Annotated in this window: 10 protein-coding genes; 9 read left to right on the top strand and 1 reads right to left on the bottom strand. The window is 62.6% G+C overall.

The genetic code is table 11. The features are described from left to right. The first annotated feature begins 222 nt into the window (after positions 1-222). The 9 genes from ASD86_RS10480 to ASD86_RS25905 all read left to right on the top strand — a co-directional run bounded on the left by ASD86_RS10480 (position 223) and on the right by ASD86_RS25905 (position 17643). On the top strand, positions 223-6429 hold the full coding sequence (locus ASD86_RS10480; protein ID WP_082578245.1) for an ESPR-type extended signal peptide-containing protein: 6207 nt from the start codon (positions 223-225) through the stop codon (positions 6427-6429). Between the two features lie 92 nt (positions 6430-6521). Then, the gene (locus ASD86_RS10485; RefSeq protein WP_082578246.1) at positions 6522-6968 is read left to right on the top strand and encodes a transposase; all 447 of its coding nucleotides are present in this window, start codon (positions 6522-6524) and stop codon (positions 6966-6968) included. 280 nt (positions 6969-7248) lie between these two features. Next, entirely contained in the window at positions 7249-10167 is a 2919-nt protein-coding gene (locus tag ASD86_RS10490) for a winged helix-turn-helix domain-containing protein (protein WP_056110117.1), read from the top strand. Between the two features lie 519 nt (positions 10168-10686). Then, positions 10687-11319 carry an aldehyde dehydrogenase iron-sulfur subunit PaoA gene (paoA, locus tag ASD86_RS10500; RefSeq protein WP_200957242.1) on the top strand — a complete coding sequence of 211 codons (633 nt, stop codon included), beginning with the start codon at positions 10687-10689 and terminating at the stop codon, positions 11317-11319. Continuing rightward, positions 11316-12266, top strand: a complete 951-nt coding sequence (locus tag ASD86_RS10505) for a xanthine dehydrogenase family protein subunit M (protein WP_056110123.1) — start codon at positions 11316-11318, stop codon at positions 12264-12266. The genes paoA and ASD86_RS10505 overlap by 4 nt, the downstream gene beginning before the upstream one ends. Before the next feature lie 4 nt (positions 12267-12270). Further along, complete coding sequence (gene paoC, locus ASD86_RS10510; RefSeq protein ID WP_056110125.1) at positions 12271-14469, top strand: aldehyde oxidoreductase molybdenum-binding subunit PaoC; 2199 nt, start codon at positions 12271-12273, stop codon at positions 14467-14469. Between the two features lie 137 nt (positions 14470-14606). Next, positions 14607-16061 (top strand): cation:proton antiporter, encoded by a 1455-nt coding sequence (locus ASD86_RS10515; RefSeq protein WP_056110127.1) that lies wholly within the window; start codon positions 14607-14609, stop codon positions 16059-16061. A 5-nt stretch (positions 16062-16066) separates the two neighbouring features. Then, the gene (locus ASD86_RS25900; RefSeq protein ID WP_082578297.1) at positions 16067-16414 is read left to right on the top strand and encodes a hypothetical protein; all 348 of its coding nucleotides are present in this window, start codon (positions 16067-16069) and stop codon (positions 16412-16414) included. Between the two features lie 662 nt (positions 16415-17076). Next, complete coding sequence (locus ASD86_RS25905; RefSeq protein WP_082578247.1) at positions 17077-17643, top strand: isochorismatase family cysteine hydrolase; 567 nt, start codon at positions 17077-17079, stop codon at positions 17641-17643. A 1689-nt stretch (positions 17644-19332) separates the two neighbouring features. Here the strand turns inward: ASD86_RS25905 and ASD86_RS10525 are convergent. Further along, a complete protein-coding gene (locus ASD86_RS10525) occupies positions 19333-19596 on the bottom strand; it encodes a hypothetical protein (RefSeq protein ID WP_056110131.1) in 264 nt (87 codons plus the stop codon). Positions 19597-19629: the final 33 nt, after the last annotated feature.

Below are 19629 nucleotides of genomic sequence, written 5' to 3' on the forward strand. Positions count from 1 at the left end.
CACGGCGGACGCCGACCGGAAATCGGTCGCAACGCGCAAGCGAGCTTGGTGGGATATCCGTGCGGACCATTTCCGCCGACCCTGTCGACCGCAACGCCACCAATCTCCTGACACGACACGGTTCGTCCTTAATCGGGCGCTTTAACCGCGGGCGGATATCGGTCGGCGATCGGTATTCATTTACTTGCTGTCGATTCGCCACACGGCGAAAGGGAACGACCGATGAACATCATTTACTGCAGAGTGTGGAGCGCGAGTTTGGGAATTTGGGTTGTCACTTCCGAATTGGCTAAGGGCGGCAAGAAATCATCGAAAAAGCCGGCAGTAGCCTTGGCTCCGCTATTCTCGAAATTGACGTTGGTAATGGCTGTAGGCATTTCGTTGCTTCCGTTGGCGGTAAGCGCGAACGAACTAAGAACCGACCCGGACGATCCCGCTACTGTCTATAACCAGCCATGCACTGGGGGCGGCACTCTTGTCGGTCGCACGAATCCTGGTGCGTCGAGTGCTCAACCGGAGGATCTCAGAGGCGGCACGGCGTGGGGCTCCTACACGCTGGTCGCAGGTTGCAACGCTCGGGCGGGCGGAACGGTCGCCCAGGGCATTTATGCGTCGACTGCTTACGGGTCATTCTCCGAAGCCATTGCGTTGGGTGCCTCCTCGTTCGGCTTTCTAGCTAAGGCAAACAGCAAGTGGAGCACGGCACTCGGCTTGGAGACCGAATCCCTGGGCGTCGCATCGACGGCCATCGGCTTCGGCACCATCGCTTCAGGCAGCAATAGCGTGGCTTTAGGCAGCGCAGGCGGTGACGGTACGACAGCTTTATCGGCCGCGAATTCGACGAGGTCCGAAGGCTCAGGCTCTGTAGCTATAGGTGCCAATAGCACGCGTGGAGCACAATCCCGCGCGGCCAACAGCGTCGCGATCGGCGGTCAGTCGACGACGACAATTGGAGCCATCGGTGCTGTAGCAATTGGTCGTGATACCCAGGTCAGTGCCGCTGGTGGTATTGCCATCGGCAGCGACGGCGCGACCACCGGAGCCAGTGTTGCCGCTGCCAATGCGATTGCTATTGGTAGCCAATCCTCAGCGGCCACGGGCGCGACATCAGGTATCGCGCTGGGCGCCCAATCCTTGGTCGCCGCGAACGCGACATCAGGTATTGCCATTGGCCGTGGTGCCATCGTTAACGGAGCCTTTGGCATCGCCCAAGGCGACGGCGTCAGCACCGGTGCGATCGGGCGCAATGTTGCTATAGGCTCGGCTTCCAGTGCCAACGGCGGCACCGCCGCGGGCGGCGCTGTGGCCATTGGCAGGGGTCAGAGCGCCATAGGTAATGGCGCGGTCGCCATTGGCGACCCGAACTCCGCCAGCGGCACCGGTGCGGTTGCTGTGGGCGCCGACAACAATGCGACCGGCCAAGGCGCGCTCGCGCTGGGTAACGCCAATAGTGCTTCGGGTCAGGGCGCGGTTGCGTTAGGCAATGCCAGCTCCACATCCGGGCAAGGCGCAGTGGCGCTGGGCAACGCCAGTTCGGCCGGGGCAGCAGGTGCGGTAGCCATGGGCGACGGCGCGTCAGCCAGCATCGCGCGCAGCGTTGCATTGGGCAGCGGCTCCACGACGGTTGCCGCAGTCGGCACAGCGAGCACCGTCATCCGGGGCACTACTTATAACTTTGCCGGTGCTGCGCCAACCAGCACCGTCAGCGTGGGCACCGCAGGTAACGAGCGTACCGTCTCCAACGTCGCCGCCGGCCGTTTGAGCGCCGCCAGTACCGACGCCGTCAACGGCAGCCAGTTGTTCGCCACCAATCAGGCGGTCCAGGCAGCGGGCGCCGGCTTCGGTCTGACTGCGCAGGGCGTGAACGGCTCCAACGTTGACCCGAGCGAAACAGTCGATCTGAAGAACACCGACGGCAACATCACTGTCAGCAAGGTTGCGGGCGACAACAACGTCAATTTCGACCTGGCCGACGACATCACCGTCAACAGCGTCACCGCAGGCAACAGCAGGCTCGACAACGCCGGCCTAGTCATCACCGGTGGCCCGAGCGTGACCGCCACCGGTATCAATGCCGGCAACCGAGTCATCACCAACGTTGCCCCGGGTGTTGCCGCGACCGACGGCGTCAACAAGAGCCAGCTCGATGCAGTCGTTGCCACCGCCAATGCGGGTTTCAACGTCTCTGCGCAGGGCGCCAACGCCAGCAACGTGGCTCCTGGTCAGACCGTCGATCTCAACAACACCGACGGCAATATCATCGTCAACAAGACCGGCGCCGACGACAACGTCAGCTTCGACTTGGCCGATGACATCACCGTCAACAGTGTCACGGCCGGCAACAGCAGGCTCGACAATGCTGGCCTGACCATCACCGGCGGACCGAGCGTGACCGCGGCCGGCATCAATGCCGGCAGTCAGGTCATCGCCAATGTCGCCGCGGGCGTCGCCGCGACCGACGGCGTCAACAAGAGCCAGCTCGATGCAGTCGGTGCCACCGCGAACGCGGGCTTTAATGTTTCCGCGCAAGGCGCCAACTCCAGCAACGTCGCCCCGGGTCAGACCGTTGACCTCAACAATACCGATGGCAACATCGTCGTGAGCAAGACCGGCGCCGATGACAACGTCAGCTTCGACCTGGCCGACGACATTACGATCAACAGCGTCACCGCTGGCAACAGCAGACTAGACAACACCGGCCTGACCATCACCGGTGGCCCCAGCGTGACTGCGGCCGGCATCAATGCAGGCAACCAAGTCATCAGCAACGTCGCCGCGGGCGTTGCCGCGACCGACGGCGTCAACAAGAGCCAGCTCGATGCCGTCGGCGCGACTGCCACTGCGGGCTTCAACGTCTCCGCGCAGGGCGCCAACGCCAGCAACGTCGCTCCGGGCCAGACCGTCGACCTCAACAACACCGACGGCAACATCGTCGTCAGCAAGACCGGTGCCAACGACAACGTCAGCTTCGACCTGGCCGACGACATCACCGTCAACAGCGTCACCGCCGGTGCCACTACGCTCAACAACACCGGCCTGACCATCGCCGGCGGCCCCAGCGTGACCGCGGCCGGCATCAATGCCGGCAACCAGGTCATCAGCAATGTCGCAGCGGGTGTCGCCGCGACCGACGGCGTCAACAAGAGCCAGTTGGATGCAGCAGCCGGCGGCTCCACGACCCTGGGTATGAACTTCACCGGCAACGATGCTACCGCTGGCGATGTACACCGCGACCTGGGTCAGACCCTGTCAATCCGCGGCGGTGCGACCGTCGCCGGCAGCTACAGCGGCGGCAATCTCAAGACGTTGACGGACCCGGCCACCGGCGCGATCAACGTGCAATTGGCCGACTCGCCGAAGTTTGGCAACGTCGTCGTCAACGACGGCGGCACCGGCAAGATCAGCGGCGTGGCCGCGGCGGATCTGAGCGCGGCCAGCACCGATGCTGTCAACGGTTCGCAGCTGTTCCAGACTAACCAGGACGTTGCGGCGCTCGGCACTCGCGTAACCACGAATGAGGGCGACATTGCCGCTCTTAATAATGTGGTCGGCCCGACCGACCAAGCCTATCAGGACGCGAATGGTCATGGCGTGCGGTATGTGCGTACCAACGACACCGGCCTGCCCGAATCGGATGCGTTCGCGACCGGCGCCAACTCCACCGCGATCGGCTATAACGCACGGGCTTCGGCTGAAGAAACGCTTGCGATCGGCGAAAATTCAGCGGCGAGCGCGCTCAGCGGCTTAGCGATCGGCTCCGGCTCGCAGGCTACGGCCGAGTACGCAATCGCAATAGGCGATAACGCGCGGGCGAGTGGCAACCATTCGCTGGCCGTAGGAGACGAAGCTGCGGCCAGTGGCCTGTTCGCGACGTCCATAGGCGTTCTATCGAACGCTTCCGGTGACTACTCGTCGGCTATGGGTATTGAGGCCAAAGCTTCGGGCAGGCGATCGATGGCCTTGGGCCATTTCTCCAACTCGAGCGCGGAACTCGCCATCGCGATCGGCGCGGACAGCCAGGCCAGTCATGCCGGCAGCGTTGCGCTGGGCGCCAATGCCGTGGCCAATGGGGCCACCCTCGGCACTGCGGCTTACGTGCCGCCGGCTTCGACCTATGCGGTGGCCGGTACGACGCCGGTCGGAGAAGTGTCGATAGGTGCGGCTGGGAGCGAACGCCGTCTGACTAATGTTGCTGCGGGTGCGGGCGATACCGATGCCGCCAACATCAGCCAGCTCAAGGCGGTGGACAGCAAGATCACCGCGCTGGGCCAAGACTCGCTGCTGTGGGATCCAACCGCGAACGGCGGAGCAGGTGCCTACAACGCCAATCACGGCGGCACCGGCCCGAACAAGATCGTCAACGTGGCCCCGGCCGATCTGAGCGCGGCCAGCACCGATGCAGTCAACGGCTCGCAGTTGTTCCAGACCAATCAGGACGTCGCGGCGCTCGATACCCGAGTGACCACAGCCGAGGGCGACATTACCAACCTCGACAACCGAGTCACCACCAACGAAGGCGATATCAATAACATCAAGAACCAAATGGGGCCGACCGATCCGGCGTATCTCCAGCAGAACGGCCGGGGTACGCGCTATGCACGTACCAACGACACCGGTCTGGCCGAAGACGATGCGCACGCCCAGGGCGTCGGTTCGACCGCAGTGGGTTACAACGCCACCAGTTCCGCTGCCGATGCGGTCGCAATCGGTCGCGGCAGCCAAGCCAGCCATGCCGGCAGCGTCGCGCTCGGTGCGGGTTCGGTCGCCAACGGCGGCACGCTGGGCAATGCGGCCTACTTGGTCGGCGGTACCGCGACCGGTGAGGTTAATGTCGGCAACCGCCGTGTCACCGGCATCGCCGCGGGCGCGGAAGATACCGATGCGGTCAACGTCAGCCAGCTCAAGGCAGTGGCGACTAGCGCCACCCAAGCCGAGCAGCGTTCGGTGAAGTACGACTGGAACGACCTCGATGCGGACGGCGAGATCGACCCGGGTGAGGTCGACTTCAGCAAGGCGACCTTGGCTGGCCCCATCAGCACCGATGGCGGTGTGACCGGCGGCAGCAAGCTCACCAATCTGGCCCAGGGCGAGGTCTCGGCCACTTCGACCGACGCGGTCAACGGCGCCCAGCTCTACAAGGTCGCCGGTCCGAGCGATGCGGCTTATGTCGCCCAGAACGGACGTGGCCTGCGCTATGCGCGCAGCAACGACAGCGGCTTGGTCGAAGCTGATGCGCATGCACAGGGTGTGGGTTCGACTGCGGTGGGTTACAACGCTACCGGTTCGGCCGAGAACGCCGTGGCGGTGGGTCGCGATTCGGTCGCAAGCCATGCCAACTCGGTCGCGCTCGGTGCCGGTTCGTCGACCACGGCCGGTGCGCAGAGCGGCTACAACGCGGCCTACGTCGGCAACAGCAACTCGACCGGCCAAGTGCAAGTCGGCGGCCGCACCATCGGCGGCGTGGCCGCGGGATCGGCGGCGGACGACGCGGTCAACGTCGCCCAGTTGCAGGCCGGCGTTAACGATGCCGTGACCCAAGCCAACAGCTACACCGACACGCGCGTCGACCAGATCGCCGGCAGCGTCGCTCAATACGACAACCGCATCAGCGCCGTCGAAGGCGACGTCAACAACGTCAAGAACGGCTCGGCGGGTCTGTTCCAGGTGAGCCAGGACAACAACGCGGCTCCGACGGCTAGCGGCGCCAATGCGGCGGCGGGCGGCGCGGGCGCGGTGGCTTCCGGCGCCGGCAGCACGGCGCTCGGCAACGGCGCCATCGCCTCGGCGAACAATGCCGTCGCTCTGGGCGCGGGTTCTGTGGCGAACCAGGAAGGTACCGTCTCGGTCGGTTCGGCCGGCAACGAACGCCGGGTGACCAACGTCGCGGTCGGCACGGCCGACACCGACGCGGTTAACGTCGCGCAGTTGAAGGGCTTCACCACCGGTGGTCTGCAGTACGACAAGAACGTCGACGGCAGCAGCAACACCAACAGCCTGACCCTCAACCCGAACGGTACGGGGCAGACCACCGTGCGCAACGTCGCGGCTGGTACCGCCACGACCGATGCGGTCAACGTCGGCCAGTTGAAATCCGGCATGAGCGATGCGGTGGTCCAGGCCAATAGCTACACCGACAGCCAGGTCGGCACGATTCGCAACGATGTGTGGAACCTCAAGGGTGACATCCGTCGCTTGGAGCGCGACATGCACTCGGGTATCGCCACGGCGATCGCGATCAAGCCGGCGCCGTACGTGGCCGGTCGCACGACCTACTACGCGGGCTTCGGTGCCTACAAGAGCGAGGCCGCGTTTGGTGTCAGCTTGCGGCATACCGCCGACAACGGACGTTGGAGTCTGGAAGGCGGCGCGTCGACCAACAGCGACGGCGTCGGCGCGTATGTGGGCATCAGCGGCGTACTTGGCGACTGAGCCGCCACGTCGGTCCGGCCGGTCGTGCGCGCACGCACGGCCGGCCGTTTCCGACCCGATGGGGATCGGGAATTTCAGCGGAGCAGCCTCAAATGATCACGCCACACCCGTTAGAGTTGCGGTCCTACCAGTTGGACGACGAGCAATGGAAGGTCATCGCCTCGCATCTTCCGCGCCAGTACCAAGCACGCATCGTTAATAACACCGGTAACTACCGCCGTTTCATCGAAGCGGTGTTATGGGTGGTGTACAACAACGCGCCATGGACCAGCTTGCCCAATCGGTTCGGCTCGTGGCGGGCGATTTATGTGCGCTTCCTGCGTTGGGTACAGGAGGAGCACTGGACCGCCGTGGAGCGCGCCCTGGGCCTGGAAAGCGCGCTCGCCAGAGGCCTGCGCGAGCGCGCTGATCGTTATCGCGCGAACAATATCTGGCGGCGCAAACGCGCCCATCCATCCCATGCCGCGTGCGGGTTCGATGAGCAAGGGGACATGACGATCGAGATTGCCAAGCGTTGGGGTAGTGCGCGGCTCGATTGAGACATCCACGCGGCTGAGCGTCCGCCGTCTTTCCGTTCGGCGCCGTGTCCCCAAGTACGTCGTCTCGCGATCGCGCTTGGTTCTCTCCTCCCCCCGTGGACCGGGTCGTTCGTTGCGCGCTGGATCGGTCGCCGATCCAGCGCTTTTTTTCCCTTGTTGGCGCTTGCCTGGGACTCGGAGCGGACGCATCATGGCGCCGCCAACCCGTCCTGCGGGCGGTCCGTGAGAAAACGTGAGGCAAGTCGCATTGCGCCGCAGCGTGGAATTCCCGGCTGCACCGTTGTTCCTGCTGCCGCGCCAGCCAAGTGATGCGATGACGACTCCGTGGCCCACCAATGCCTGCTACCTGCAACTGGACGATCTGATCGTTGATTTGCGGTTCCGCCGGCTGATCTGTCCTGAGCAGAGCGGAGAGATACCGCAGCGCGTTTTCGATTTATTTCTGCTGTTCGTTAGCGAACCTCACAAACTACACAGCCGATCGAGCTTGTTCGAGCGGCTGTGGTCTGGAACCATCGTCGAAGACACTAACCTGTCGCAGAATATTTGGCTGCTGCGCAAAGCGCTGGGCGAAACGCGCAAGAACTGGATCCGCACGGTCGCCAAGAGCGGCTACGTGTTCGAGCCGCCGGGTCCGTTGTGCTGGTTCGAGCAACTGCCGTCCAACGCGAGCACCGTCGGCGGAATCGCCGCTACGGATAGCATCCAGTCCGCTCCGGTAGAGGCGGCCGCAGTTGCGGCAACTGCGCTTGAGAGCGTCGACACCGTCGCGGATCCGGCGATTCTGGCGCACGCGCAGCCCTCGGTGGATCCGATGATGGTGCGCGATTCCGCACCGCTAGCGACGAGTTCACCGATCCCGTCTGGTCCCGCCGGGCGTCTACATCGGTGGGGTGCGGGTGCGGCCGCACTGGCGTTGATTTGTGTCCTCGTCGCGTTATTTATGGGACAGCCTTGGCGGGTCGACCGCACCGGGCGGGCGGTGGCAATCGTGGCGCCACAGGAACAGCACAACTCGTCAGCATGGGCGACGACGCTGTTAGAGCAATGGCTGTCATGGAAGCTAGACAGCCTGCCCGAAGTTAACTTGATGACGCAAAGTGATCTTGCGGCTGGTGGCGGTCCCACATCGGTCGATGTGGTATTCCTCTCATCGGAGCGTTTGCCGGACGACTCCGAACGGATCGCGGTCTATGCGCGTGTTTTGCGCGATGGCAAAGAAGCGCGTTTCGAAGCGCAGGGCGATCGCTCCGAAGCGCCCGCGCTAATCGATTCGGTTTCGCGTAAGGTCGTCGCCGAACTGGTGCCGAAACACGAGCGGCCTTGGCCTACGCTGGAACTGAGTGTGCGCGCAGCCGAACGCTACGCCGAGGTCGCGGACGCGCGCCGTCATCGTGACTGGATGGCAGTGGCCAGGATCGGCGCGGAGGTGGTCGAGATGGCGCCGCGCTTCGGCCTGGTGCGCTTGCAACTCGCCGAAGCTCAGGCCGAGTTGTACAACTCGGTCGCGGCCAACGAACAGATGCAGATGGCGGTGCGGCTGCTCGCGCCGGCGCCCGCCGGCGTCGGCGCACAGTTGCAGGCACAGCGGCTGGCGGTCGATCCGCTGAGCGAAAGAAATGCACTCGAAGCCTATTCGTCACTGATCGAACGTTATCCGGATAAGGCTGCCTACCGTCTGGAACAGGTGCGCTTGCTACTCTCGGTCGGACGTCCGAAGGATGCGCAGATGCGACTGGCGGCGATGCCGAACGCCCATGAGCCGGTCAGCGTGCGCGTCGCCAAAGATCAATATCGCGCCGATGCCTACCGCATGATGGGCGACCTAGATCGCTCACGGTCAGTAGCCGCTCACGCGGAAAAGATATTGCGGGAGCTGGGACCGGGATGGAGCATTGAGCACGCGGACGCGATGCTGAACCTTGCCATTGCCGACACCTACCAGCACCCCGAGCGAGGCGCCTCGCCCTGGTACGAACGTGCCGCCGATCTCTACGAACGTTCGGGTAATTCGACTCGGGCCCTGCATGCGCGCTTTCTCGCACGGATGACCGGCCGTCCTGGGCCTGACGGCGATGCAGGCATGGATGAGCTGCTGGCGCGTGCCCGCGCGGGCGGTTATCGACGGCTGGAACTCATGGCTCTCATGGCGAGCGCCAGCCGTGCGGCCGGCATGGGCGATATCGCCGTCTATCGCGCTAGGCAGAACCAAGCTTATGCGGTGGCGGAAGCCGCTGGGGACGTGCATTCAATGCGCCAGATAAGTGTCGTACTGCTTGGTGACCTCATCCAGTCTGGACGATTCGCCGAAGCCGATGCGAGCATCGCTCGGCTGCGCGATGCGAATCTGCAAACGGGCGCAATCTTCCTCTACGGACAGCAGGTGGCGAAGCTGGCCTTCATTCGCGGACGCTATCACTATGCGTTGACTGCATTGGACAATGCGGAGAAGTTGCAGCCCACCGTAGTGCAACAACCGGCAGATACCAGTGTGAGGGCGGGTTTGGACTGCAATCGCGCCGACATTCTGATTGAACTGGGACGTCTGCCGGAGGCCAGACAAAGCCTAGTGCGATGCGCGAAATCTAACTATCGTTCTACTGGGGCATCAGCGATCGTCGGGGAAAGCCGCATCGAACTGATCTCTGGCGATCGACGGCGAGCCGCCGCCTTATTGGAGCAGGCGGAGAAATCACCGGTAATGGGTGCGGCCAGCAAATGGACGCACCTAATCAGCATTGCCTTGATCGCGGTGCGTCTGGGTGATACCGATCGTGCCGACCGCATATACGCAAAGCTGCTTCCCGAATTGCAGTCGACTGGGTATGCGATGCAGGTCGCGGCGGTGCGCGTCGGCCAAGTTGAAAGCGCGGCGACCCGGGGCGATTGGGTGCTGAGCCAGTCGCATTCTGCCGAAGCCAGGAAACTTATTCCGAGCGACGCCTGGTCCTTGCTCAGCCGACTGGATCTGATCGAGGCATGGGGCGCGCGCGAACGCGGTGACATGGCCGCGGCCGCAACGATAGCGTCCAAGCTGCATCGCGAGGCCCGCCGCCTCGGCGACGTGGCGATGGAACTGCAAGTCCACAGCCTGCTGCCCGCGGGCGTGATGCAAGACGATTGCAGCGCCGTCGAGCGGGAAGCAGCAATTGCGCATACAGGCATGCGGCGCCCAGATGCGGGCTGGCTGGGGCCATAACGCGCAGCTCCGTTCGCCGCTGTGTCTTTCGTCCGGACGATCTTTCGGCCATGGAGATCAAGTTTCAGCGTGACCGCTGTGCGTCGGAAGAACACCCACTGACGACGCCCTTCTACCGAACATCTGAGGTGCTGATATTTGCTTCGCCCGCCCTCGTAGAAGCGTGGCTGTGGCACTACAAGGTCGTACAGTTGGGCGTTACGGCCGGCCAAGACTTAACACACATGCTTATCGTCACCCGGCATTAGCCATAGCGCCTTGCGTACTGCGGGTTTTCGGGAGCTAATCGGCCATCGCATGAGCTACCGATAAGCGATCATTCGATGGACAAATGGAAAGAGCTAGGGCTCTTTGCTGCATTGCACCACGCCTCAATTCACCTCGTGCTGGCGCCGTGGATTTATAAGGCTGCTGTTATCAGCGCCAACTGGATCACGCGCGGCTTGCATCTACTGATTTACCCTTGTGCTCGTCGTGCCAGCTATCGCCAGCCGAGAAGGAGCCCTGCACGTGGACAGCCTGCTTAAACTCAACCTCACCCGACGGCAACTGCTCAAGGCCGGCGCGGCATCGGCCGCCGCCGCCGCGGCGCCCTCGGTGGCGTTTGCGAAGGCGCCGGACGAGCCGGCTCGGCCACCGGTGATGACGAAGGTCTCATTCGAGGTCAACGGCAAACCCGAGGCGCTCGAACTCGACACGCGCACCAGCCTGCTGGATGCGCTTCGCGAGCACTTGCATCTGACCGGCACCAAGAAGGGGTGCGATCACGGCCAGTGCGGCGCATGCACGGTGATGGTCGATGGCCGGCGCATCAACGCGTGTCTGACTCTCGCGGTGATGCACGAAGGTGATCGCATCACCACCATCGAAGGCCTCGGCACCCCGGACAAACTGCATCCGATGCAAGCGGCCTTCATCAAGCACGACGGCTACCAGTGCGGCTACTGCACGCCCGGCCAGATCTGCTCAGCGGTGGCGATGCTGGGCGAAATCAAGAGCGGGGTGCCGAGCCTGGTCAGCGAAAAACTGACCGCGCGTCCGAAGCCGAGCGCCGACGAGATCCGCGAGCGCATGAGCGGCAACATCTGTCGCTGTGGCGCGTACTCCAACATCGTCGACGCGATTACCGAAGTCGCCGGGAGGTCCGCATGAAGGCCTTCACCTATGAGCGCGTGTCATCGCCCGCCGAAGCGGCCGCGGCGGCGGCGCGCACGCCGGGCGCGCGGTTCATCGCCGGCGGGACCAACCTGCTGGACCTGATGAAGCTGGAAGTCGAGACGCCCGGCCATCTGATCGACGTCAATGCGCTCAAGCTCGATGCGATCGAGTCGACCTCCGAAGGCGGGCTCAAGATCGGCGCGCTGGTGCGCAATACCGATCTGGCCGCTCATCCGCGCATTCGCCGCGACTATGCGCTGGTGTCGCGCGCGGTGGTGGCCGGCGCGTCCGGGCAGTTGCGCAACAAGGCCACGACCGGCGGCAATCTGCTGCAGCGCACGCGTTGCCCGTATTTTTACGACACGAATCAGCGTTGCAACAAGCGCAATCCCGGCAGCGGCTGCGCTGCGTTGGAAGGCGTCAGCCGCCAACTGGCGGTGATCGGCGGTAGCAAGGACTGCATCGCAACCTATCCCGGTGACATGGCCGTCGCCATGCGCGCCCTGGACGCGACCGTGCAGACCGTGCAGGCCGACGGCAGCGAGCGCAGCATCCCGCTGGCGCAGTTCTATCGCGCCCCGGCGAGTACGCCACATCTGGACACCGTGTTGGGCCAAGGCGAGCTGATCACCTCGGTGACCCTGCCCAAGCCGATCGGCGGAACCCACATCTACCGCAAGGTGCGCGACCGCGCGTCGTATGCGTTCGCGCTGGTGTCGATCGCCGCGGTGGTCCAGAACGACGGCAGCGGGCGTGTCGCGGTCGGTGGCGTCGCGTATGCGCCATGGCGCAGCGACGTGGCCGACGCGCAACTCGTCAACGGCGCCAAGGCCGTGACCGGCGTGCTGTTCGACGGCGCCAAGCCCACCGAGCAAAACCGCTTCAAGCTGCTGCTGGCAGAGCGCACGCTCGCCGCGGTGCTGGCCGAGGCGAAGGAGTGATGCCATGAAATTCGATACCCCCGCCACGACCAATCCCATCGACCAGCTCAAGGTGGTCGGCAAACCGCTGGATCGCATCGATGGCCCCTTGAAGGTCACCGGCACCGCGCCCTATGCCTACGAGCAGCACGAGGCTGTCCGCAATGCGGTGTATGGCCATGTCATCGGCGCCGGCATCGCCAAGGGCCGGATCATGTCGATGGAACTCGACGCCGCGCGCCGGGCTCCCGGCGTGTTGGCCATCGTGACCGCCGCCAACGCGGGCAAGCTGGCGAAGGGCGACTTCAACACCGCCAAGCTGCTCGGCGGTCCGGTGATTCAGCACTACCATCAGGCGGTCGCGCTGGTGGTCGCCGAGACCTTCGAACAGGCGCGCGCCGCGGCCGGCCTGGTGCGCATCCGCTACGACCGCGGCGCCGGCGCATTCGATCTGGCCGCGGCCAAGCCATCGGCGGTGGTGTCCGAACGCGATCAGCCCGACATCGCCGTCGGCGATTTCGCCGGCGCGTTCGCCGCGGCGCCGGTGCAACTCGATGCCACCTATCACACGCCCGACCAGTCGCACGCGATGATGGAGCCGCACGCGTCGATCGCCGCCTGGGACGGCGACAAGCTCACACTGTGGACGTCCAACCAGATGATCGCGTGGGGCCGCGGCGATGTCGCCAAGACCTTGGGCATAGCGAAGGAAAACGTTCGCCTGGTCTCGCCCTTTATCGGTGGCGGCTTCGGCGGAAAATTGTTCGTCCGCGCCGACGCGGTGCTCGCGGCGCTGGGCGCGCGCGCGGCGGGACGGCCTGTCAAGGTCGCGCTGCCCCGGCCCTTGATCGCGAACAACACCACCCATCGTCCCGCGACGATTCAGCGCATCCGCATCGGTGCGACCAAGGACGGTAAGATCAGCGCCATCGGCCACGAAAGCTGGTCTGGCGATCTGCCCGGCGGCGGGATCGAGAACGCGGTTCAGCAGACCCGGCTGCTGTACGCCGGCGCCAATCGCATGATCAAGGCGCGCCTGGCCACACTGGACCTGCCCGAAGCCAATGCGATGCGTGCGCCCGGTGAAGCGCCCGGATTGATGGCGCTGGAAATCGCCATGGATGAGATGGCGGAAAAGCTCGGCATGGATCCGGTCGAGTTCCGCATCCTCAACGACACCCAGGTCGATCCGGAGAAGCCGGAGCGTCCGTTTTCGCAGCGCGAGCTGGTGCAATGCCTGCGCACCGGCGCCGAACGTTTCGGCTGGAGCAAACGCAATCCCAAGCACGGCGCCGTGCGCGACGGGCGTTGGTTGGTGGGCATGGGCATGGCGGCGGGGTTCCGCAACAACCTGGTGATGAAGTCGGGCGCTCGCGTGCGCTTGACCGCCGATGGCAAGGTCACGGTGGAAACCGACATGACCGACATCGGCACGGGCAGCTACACCATCATCGGCCAGACCGCCGCCGAGGTAATGGGCGTACCGCTGGACAAGGTGGTCGTGCGGCTGGGCGATTCGGATTTCCCGGTCTCGGCCGGCTCAGGCGGCCAATGGGGCGCCAACAGCTCAACCGCGGGCGTCTATGCCGCCTGCATGAAGCTGCGCGGGATCGTCGCGGCGAAGCTCGGACTCGATGCGGACAAGGCGACCTTCGCCGACGGCAAGGTCAGCGTGGACGGGCGCAGCATCGCGCTCGCAAAAGCCGCCGAGTCCGGTGACGTGGTGGCCGAAGACAGCATCGAGTTCGGCGACCTGGCCAAGAAGTTCCAGCAATCGACCTTCGCCGCTCATTTCGTCGAGGTCGGCGTGGACATCGCCACCGGTGAGTCACGCATCCGCCGCATGCTGGCGGTGTGCGCGGCCGGCCGTATCCTCAACCCCAAGCAGGCCCGCAGCCAGGTGATCGGCGCCATGACCATGGGCATCGGTGGCGCGCTATCGGAAGAACTGGCGGTGGACAAGCGTCTTGGCTTCTTCGTCAACCATGACCTCGCAGGTTACGAAGTGGCGGTGCATGCCGATGTGCCGCATCAGGAGGTTATTTTCCTCGACGAGGCCGACGACAAGTCATCGCCGATGAAGGCTAAAGGTGTGGGCGAGCTCGGTCTTTGCGGTGTAAGTGCCGCTATCGCCAATGCCATCCATAACGCCACTGGCATCCGCGTGCGTGAGTATCCGATAACCTTGGACAAGCTGTTGCCTCAACTTCCTGTGATGGCGTAGTCGCGAATGCGATAGCGCTTACCCGTGCGTCCGCGTGTTTGGAGGGGGGCTAGTGCATGCGGACACGGCGTGATGTCGCTGCGAGCACGCGTCCGTCCAAGTTTCTCCAGGCGAGCATCGCCTTTACGGGGACCGCGATGTCGTTATTTGAAACCCTGGTGATTCTGCTGCTGGTGTCGGCCTTGCTGCTGCAGCTTGCGCGTCGATTGCGCTGGCCGTACCCGGCGTTGTTAGCCTTGGCCGGGGTGCTCGTCGCAATGTCGCCGTGGGCACCGAAGATCGCAATCGATCCCCATCTGGCTTTAGTGCTATTCATTGCGCCAGCGCTTCTATCCGCCGCGTACAACACATCGCCGTATGAGCTGCGACAGCATTGGCCGCAACTGCTCGCGCTGGCGGTCATCGCGGTACTGCTCACTACCGCCGCAGTGGCTTGGCTGGGCTGGGGTGTGGGCGGTTTGCCGCTCGCCGCGGCTGTTGCGTTGGGCGCAATTGTTGCTCCTCCCGACGCTGCGGCTGCCCAAGCCGTTCTCGCCAGCCAAGGCTTGCCTCGTCGCACAATGACCGTGTTGCAAGGCGAAAGTCTACTCAATGACGCAACGGCATTGCTCCTATTCTCCGCCGCGGTCGGAGTGGCTAGTCATACGGGTGACGTCGCGTCGTTGCTGCCGACATTGTTGTTAGGAATTCCGGGCGGACTGCTGTGGGGCTGTGTGGCCGGCGCGCTATTCGTCTCGCTGTGGCGCTTCTGGGCCGGCACGCACAGTATTACCATCCTCGAATTCGCATCTACATTTGGAATCTGGATGCTGGCCGAGCGCATGCATGTCTCACCGGTGCTGGCTGTAGTGGCTTACGCGATGTGGCTGGCCCGTGGTGCGCCAAAGCGGCAAAGTCCGCGCGACAGAGTCCATTCGTCCTCGGTATGGGACTCCGCCGTGTTCATTCTAAATGTGCTCGCGTTTCTGCTGATGGGGCTGCAAGCTCGTGACATCCTAAGGCGATTGGATGGAAACGCGCTTTGGGATTCGATAGGCTTCGCAGCGTTAGTGCTACTGGTGGTCGTGGTGACCCGATTGGGCTGGGTCTTATCGTATCGCGCAATCCTTGGCCGCCTACTGCCGGGCCTCAGCAAGACCGGCGGAGATTTGAGGCTGCGCGTGCTGATCGGCTGGTCGGGCATGCGCGGAGTGCTGACCATGGCGACCGCGATGTCCTTGCCCACCCAATTCCCCGGCCGCGACGTGATCATGCTGAGCGCATTTGCCGTCGTGCTCGGCACCCTGGTCATACAGGGCGCCACAATTGCGCCGATGATCCGCTGGCTGGGTATTCCTCCGGACGTGTCGCTGGAACGCGATATCAAGCATGCACGCGCGATATTGGATCAGGTAGTCGAGGATATGGCTGCTGAGGACGTCGACGATCGCGGCCATTCCCGCAAGGTAGTCGATGCGCAACGCGAAGCGTTGCAGAAGCTTCTGAGCGATCACCGTATTGCGCAGGACGTATTCGGCCATCTGCAGGAAGAGTTGGACTGGCGCGAACTGAGCATCACCTCGCACTCCGACCGCGAGATCAGGGAAGCATGACGGATATGAGCGACCGCCCGTCCGCTGCGTTGTTCACCCCAGATGGGCGCTACCTCATAGTGCGTGGCCGACTATGGCGCGCGGCAAACCCGGATCTCGCCGAGAGCGATCGGAAGAATTTTGTGGCTGAACTGATGGATGCCCGTCGCGCGATCAAGCAATATCGCAACGATTCCGCGGCACTGGCGAAAGCGCGACGGCGTGTCCATCTCGCAAAGGTCGCCCTCGGTGAGCGTGGACCTGTATGGTGGAGCGATGGCGCGCCCGATCTAAATCGTAAGCTGGTGACCGGTACTCCGTACGCGACTTGGTTCGCAACGGCAGTGGCTCCTGTACCTGCGGAGCACGAATGATAAGTGAGAGGGCAGGTAGCAGGCGAAGACCGCTCTTACGGCGGGAGGACGCGGCCGGTTGGACTGCGTCAGCTCTATCGAAAATCTCGCGAACAAGGTCGTCACTTGTTCACGAATTCGTGACGCTACCGGCGATAGGTTCACGGTGTTCAGGGGGGAATCACTCTAGGGCCAAATCTATGGGAAGCCGAGCATTCGAAACTTCATCCCCATCTATCGCTTTGGCGGTCGATTCAGATGCCGAAATCGCATACTGGAGAGTTCGATATAGGGAGCTTCCACGTTGTGCCGAAGCGCGCTGGGAGGACATAGAGCCTGCACTTAAGCTGGGCATCGATGCATGCTTGAAAGCGGCCGGCCGAGATCTTTTGGAAATGCTCGATGAGCTCGAAGTTCGCTATCGCCGCACGCAATCAGGCTCGCGACTAGACTGGGTTCAAGCACGAGATGTGGTCGCTGCTGCATGGGTGCGCGTATGGAGCCAAAAGCGCCTTCCGCTCGTCGCACATCCTGGCCCTCAGTATCCCCGACGAGCAGCCGCTATGCCTCATCATCCTGACATCCTTGAGTCCTAACAGGTGCTGATTCGCTCAAGTTGAAGTCCGAGAGGGGATGATTCGATCCATCAAAATGTTGTTGACTGATCACCGTCTCTGCGGGAAATGAATCTCCATATGCCGAGAAGATTAATTCGTCCCGCGCTTTTGATCGTCGATATGTTGAATATGCTCGACTTCGATGCGGGTTGCGCTCTATTGAAGCAAGCTATTCCCGTTGCTGACAAAATTTCAAGCTTGAAGAAAAGGTTTAAGAAGGCAGGCGCACCGGTAATCTACGCTAATGACAACTTCGGTCAGTGGCATGCAGACTTCCGGGAACTTGTGGCCGTTTGCAATCAGGAGTCTTGTAGAGGATCACCGCTTGCAAGTCGCCTGGCTCCCGAGTCTGACGACTTCTATATTCTAAAGCCCAAACAATCGGCCTTTCACTCGACGCCGCTTGCAGTCCTGCTGGAACATTGTGGAACACAGCGGGTGGTCGTGACGGGGATCTCAACTGACGTATGTGTGGCTGCCACCGCTATCGACGCTCACATGCGCGATCTGCACGTTCACGTTCCGTCAGATTGTGTGGCGGCACCGACGCGAGCCCGGAGCGTACGCGCGCTGGCCATGTTGCGCGAATCAATCGGTGCCTCGTGCGCCGCCTCTCGCACCATAAGACCTTAGCGGGTTAAAAAATTTGAAATGCCAACTTCGTCGCCACTAATACAGCTGCGATTAGTAATGCTTTTAGCGCTTGCGATTCTAGCCGCGGCCAACTGTGATCGGACGTGGAAGCGGAGTCCCCATTGTGCGCACCGTCTCGTACAGGAATCGCTAAGGGGCTAAGCGGCGATGGTCGGGTTGTTCTTGTCTATCCATCGAGCCTGTGTGATTAGTTATATAGGCCGCTCCACCCCATCATTGATGCCTCCCGGCGGGGCACCAGCGGACTACGACGCGAGTGAGCCCATCCGGGCTCTTATTAGCAACGTCGCCAGAAGTTGCAGGCACTTCTTCCGCAGTGAAGTTGAGGTCGCGAAGACAGGAAATTAGGCGACTGACCTGGCCGGGATGAACTTTTGAAAGAATCACCTCATGTCGGCCCAGCATGATTGCATCCGGCACTTTGGGGCTCATCCACAGGGCCAGATCCACGACGTCTGACCCATGCTTCTCTCGGAGGGCTGTAAGAACTTCGGCTAGCTTGGCTGTTTGCTTTACAACTGCCACAGTGCGCTCCGCTTTGTGAATACGACTTATCGGCGCAAATTTAAAATTAGCTTACCAAAATGGCTTTGCTGGTTACCATCCATGCTTCATACGATCCAGCATAGAGTTTGACGCGACTGGCCGATGCCTGCGCCGCGGCGCCTCGGCAGCGATCCGGCCTGAGTACATGTTCACCCAGCTGGCAATCCACCGCACTGCCTCGGCTTCACTGCGCATGTTGACCCAGCGGCTCGAGCTGAATTGCCGACGATAGACTCTAGTACAGACTTCCCAGCCATCCGCAACTCTGCGCGGCAATGCGACGGCCACCCACACTTCACGCTCCAGCACAATGATGTGCGCGCTTTTGAAGTCGGTGTGCGATGAGTTTGCCCACTCGAAACCAAGCGGAAGGGAGGTGTGCAGCGTGGGGTCCATGAGCGGCATATTAGGTCATGGCGTCTCACACGTTAGGACTGTCGGAGTAGTCGCGTAAAATTATCACGTTAGCGTACGCACGACAGTCGAAGCTCAGCTCAATAACATAATAATCGTGATCATAAGTAGCGCCGGGATAATTTTTGCTGCCGTTGATCATGGAAGCTTTGTTGGCTGACGTACATACGGCAGTGCCATGCAACCACTCAAACTGGTGGCGGGGAGCAGTGGGTAGGCAATCGCATGAGCTTATGTCGATGACTTGAGCGGGGTGACGTATAGATCCAAGGATGTGCAGCCCCATAATCGCCGCTGCGGTCACTTGAGTTCCTGGCGGAAAGTCACCAAAACTGGTTGGCTGAATCATTTAACACCTTACGCCCCCCGCCAATTCTGAGACATATGCTGTCTAGCCCAGTTGGCGAGTTGGCTGCAGGCTTCCGACATGGTCGCGCATTGCGAGCGTCGGTCTTCTACGAACGAGGCGCCCCCGAGGCGCTCTCCTCCTAAGTACCAGCCGCGGCGGCGCTTGGGCTGGAAAGCGTAAGCCACGAGGTGGCGGTCCTGAAATCTCACCTCTATGACGGTACGGCCGTCGGCGAGCTGCATCGCAGCCCAGCCGTAACCCGGAGGTAGGGGCGGTAGCCAAGGCATGTCCATTAGTACGAGGCTTATCCGGAGGGTGTTCAAATTTTGTGAATGGTGCGACGGATGTGGGGTAGCGCCTTATTTTCGGTTCTTCCTAGCCACGATGATCTGGCCGCCTATCGCAGTGATCAGGACGCAGCTGTTGGTCACGATGAACACCCAGTTGTGAACCAAAATGCTGTAGATCACAAAACCGGTTGACGCGGCGCATTGGCCTACAAACAACCACTTGGATATCGCCTCGTCCTGGGGGGCGCGCGATCGCGCTTGCTTGACTATCTGCCTCAGTAGCGTCGCGACCAGAATTGCCGACGCCAGCCACCCGATCCAGTCAGGTTTCATCGCCCATCCTTTGCGGTTGCGGCCGACTTGGCG

It is taken from the genome of Lysobacter sp. Root690 (assembly GCF_001427785.1).
Classification (GTDB): Bacteria; Pseudomonadota; Gammaproteobacteria; order Xanthomonadales; family Xanthomonadaceae; genus Lysobacter.

Bases quoted from the DNA above. Each gene is read 5' to 3' on its own strand.
- ASD86_RS10480 (WP_082578245.1), top strand. From the start codon at position 223: ATGAACATCATTTACTGCAGAGTGTGGAGCGCGAGTTTGGGAATTTGG.
- ASD86_RS10485 (WP_082578246.1), top strand. From the start codon at position 6,522: ATGATCACGCCACACCCGTTAGAGTTGCGGTCCTACCAGTTGGACGAC.
- ASD86_RS10505 (WP_056110123.1), top strand. From the start codon at position 11,316: ATGAAGGCCTTCACCTATGAGCGCGTGTCATCGCCCGCCGAAGCGGCC.
- paoC (WP_056110125.1), top strand. From the start codon at position 12,271: ATGAAATTCGATACCCCCGCCACGACCAATCCCATCGACCAGCTCAAG.
- ASD86_RS10515 (WP_056110127.1), top strand. From the start codon at position 14,607: ATGTCGTTATTTGAAACCCTGGTGATTCTGCTGCTGGTGTCGGCCTTG.
- ASD86_RS25900 (WP_082578297.1), top strand. From the start codon at position 16,067: ATGAGCGACCGCCCGTCCGCTGCGTTGTTCACCCCAGATGGGCGCTAC.
- ASD86_RS25905 (WP_082578247.1), top strand. From the start codon at position 17,077: ATGAATCTCCATATGCCGAGAAGATTAATTCGTCCCGCGCTTTTGATC.
- ASD86_RS10525 (WP_056110131.1), bottom strand. From the start codon at position 19,596: ATGAAACCTGACTGGATCGGGTGGCTGGCGTCGGCAATTCTGGTCGCG.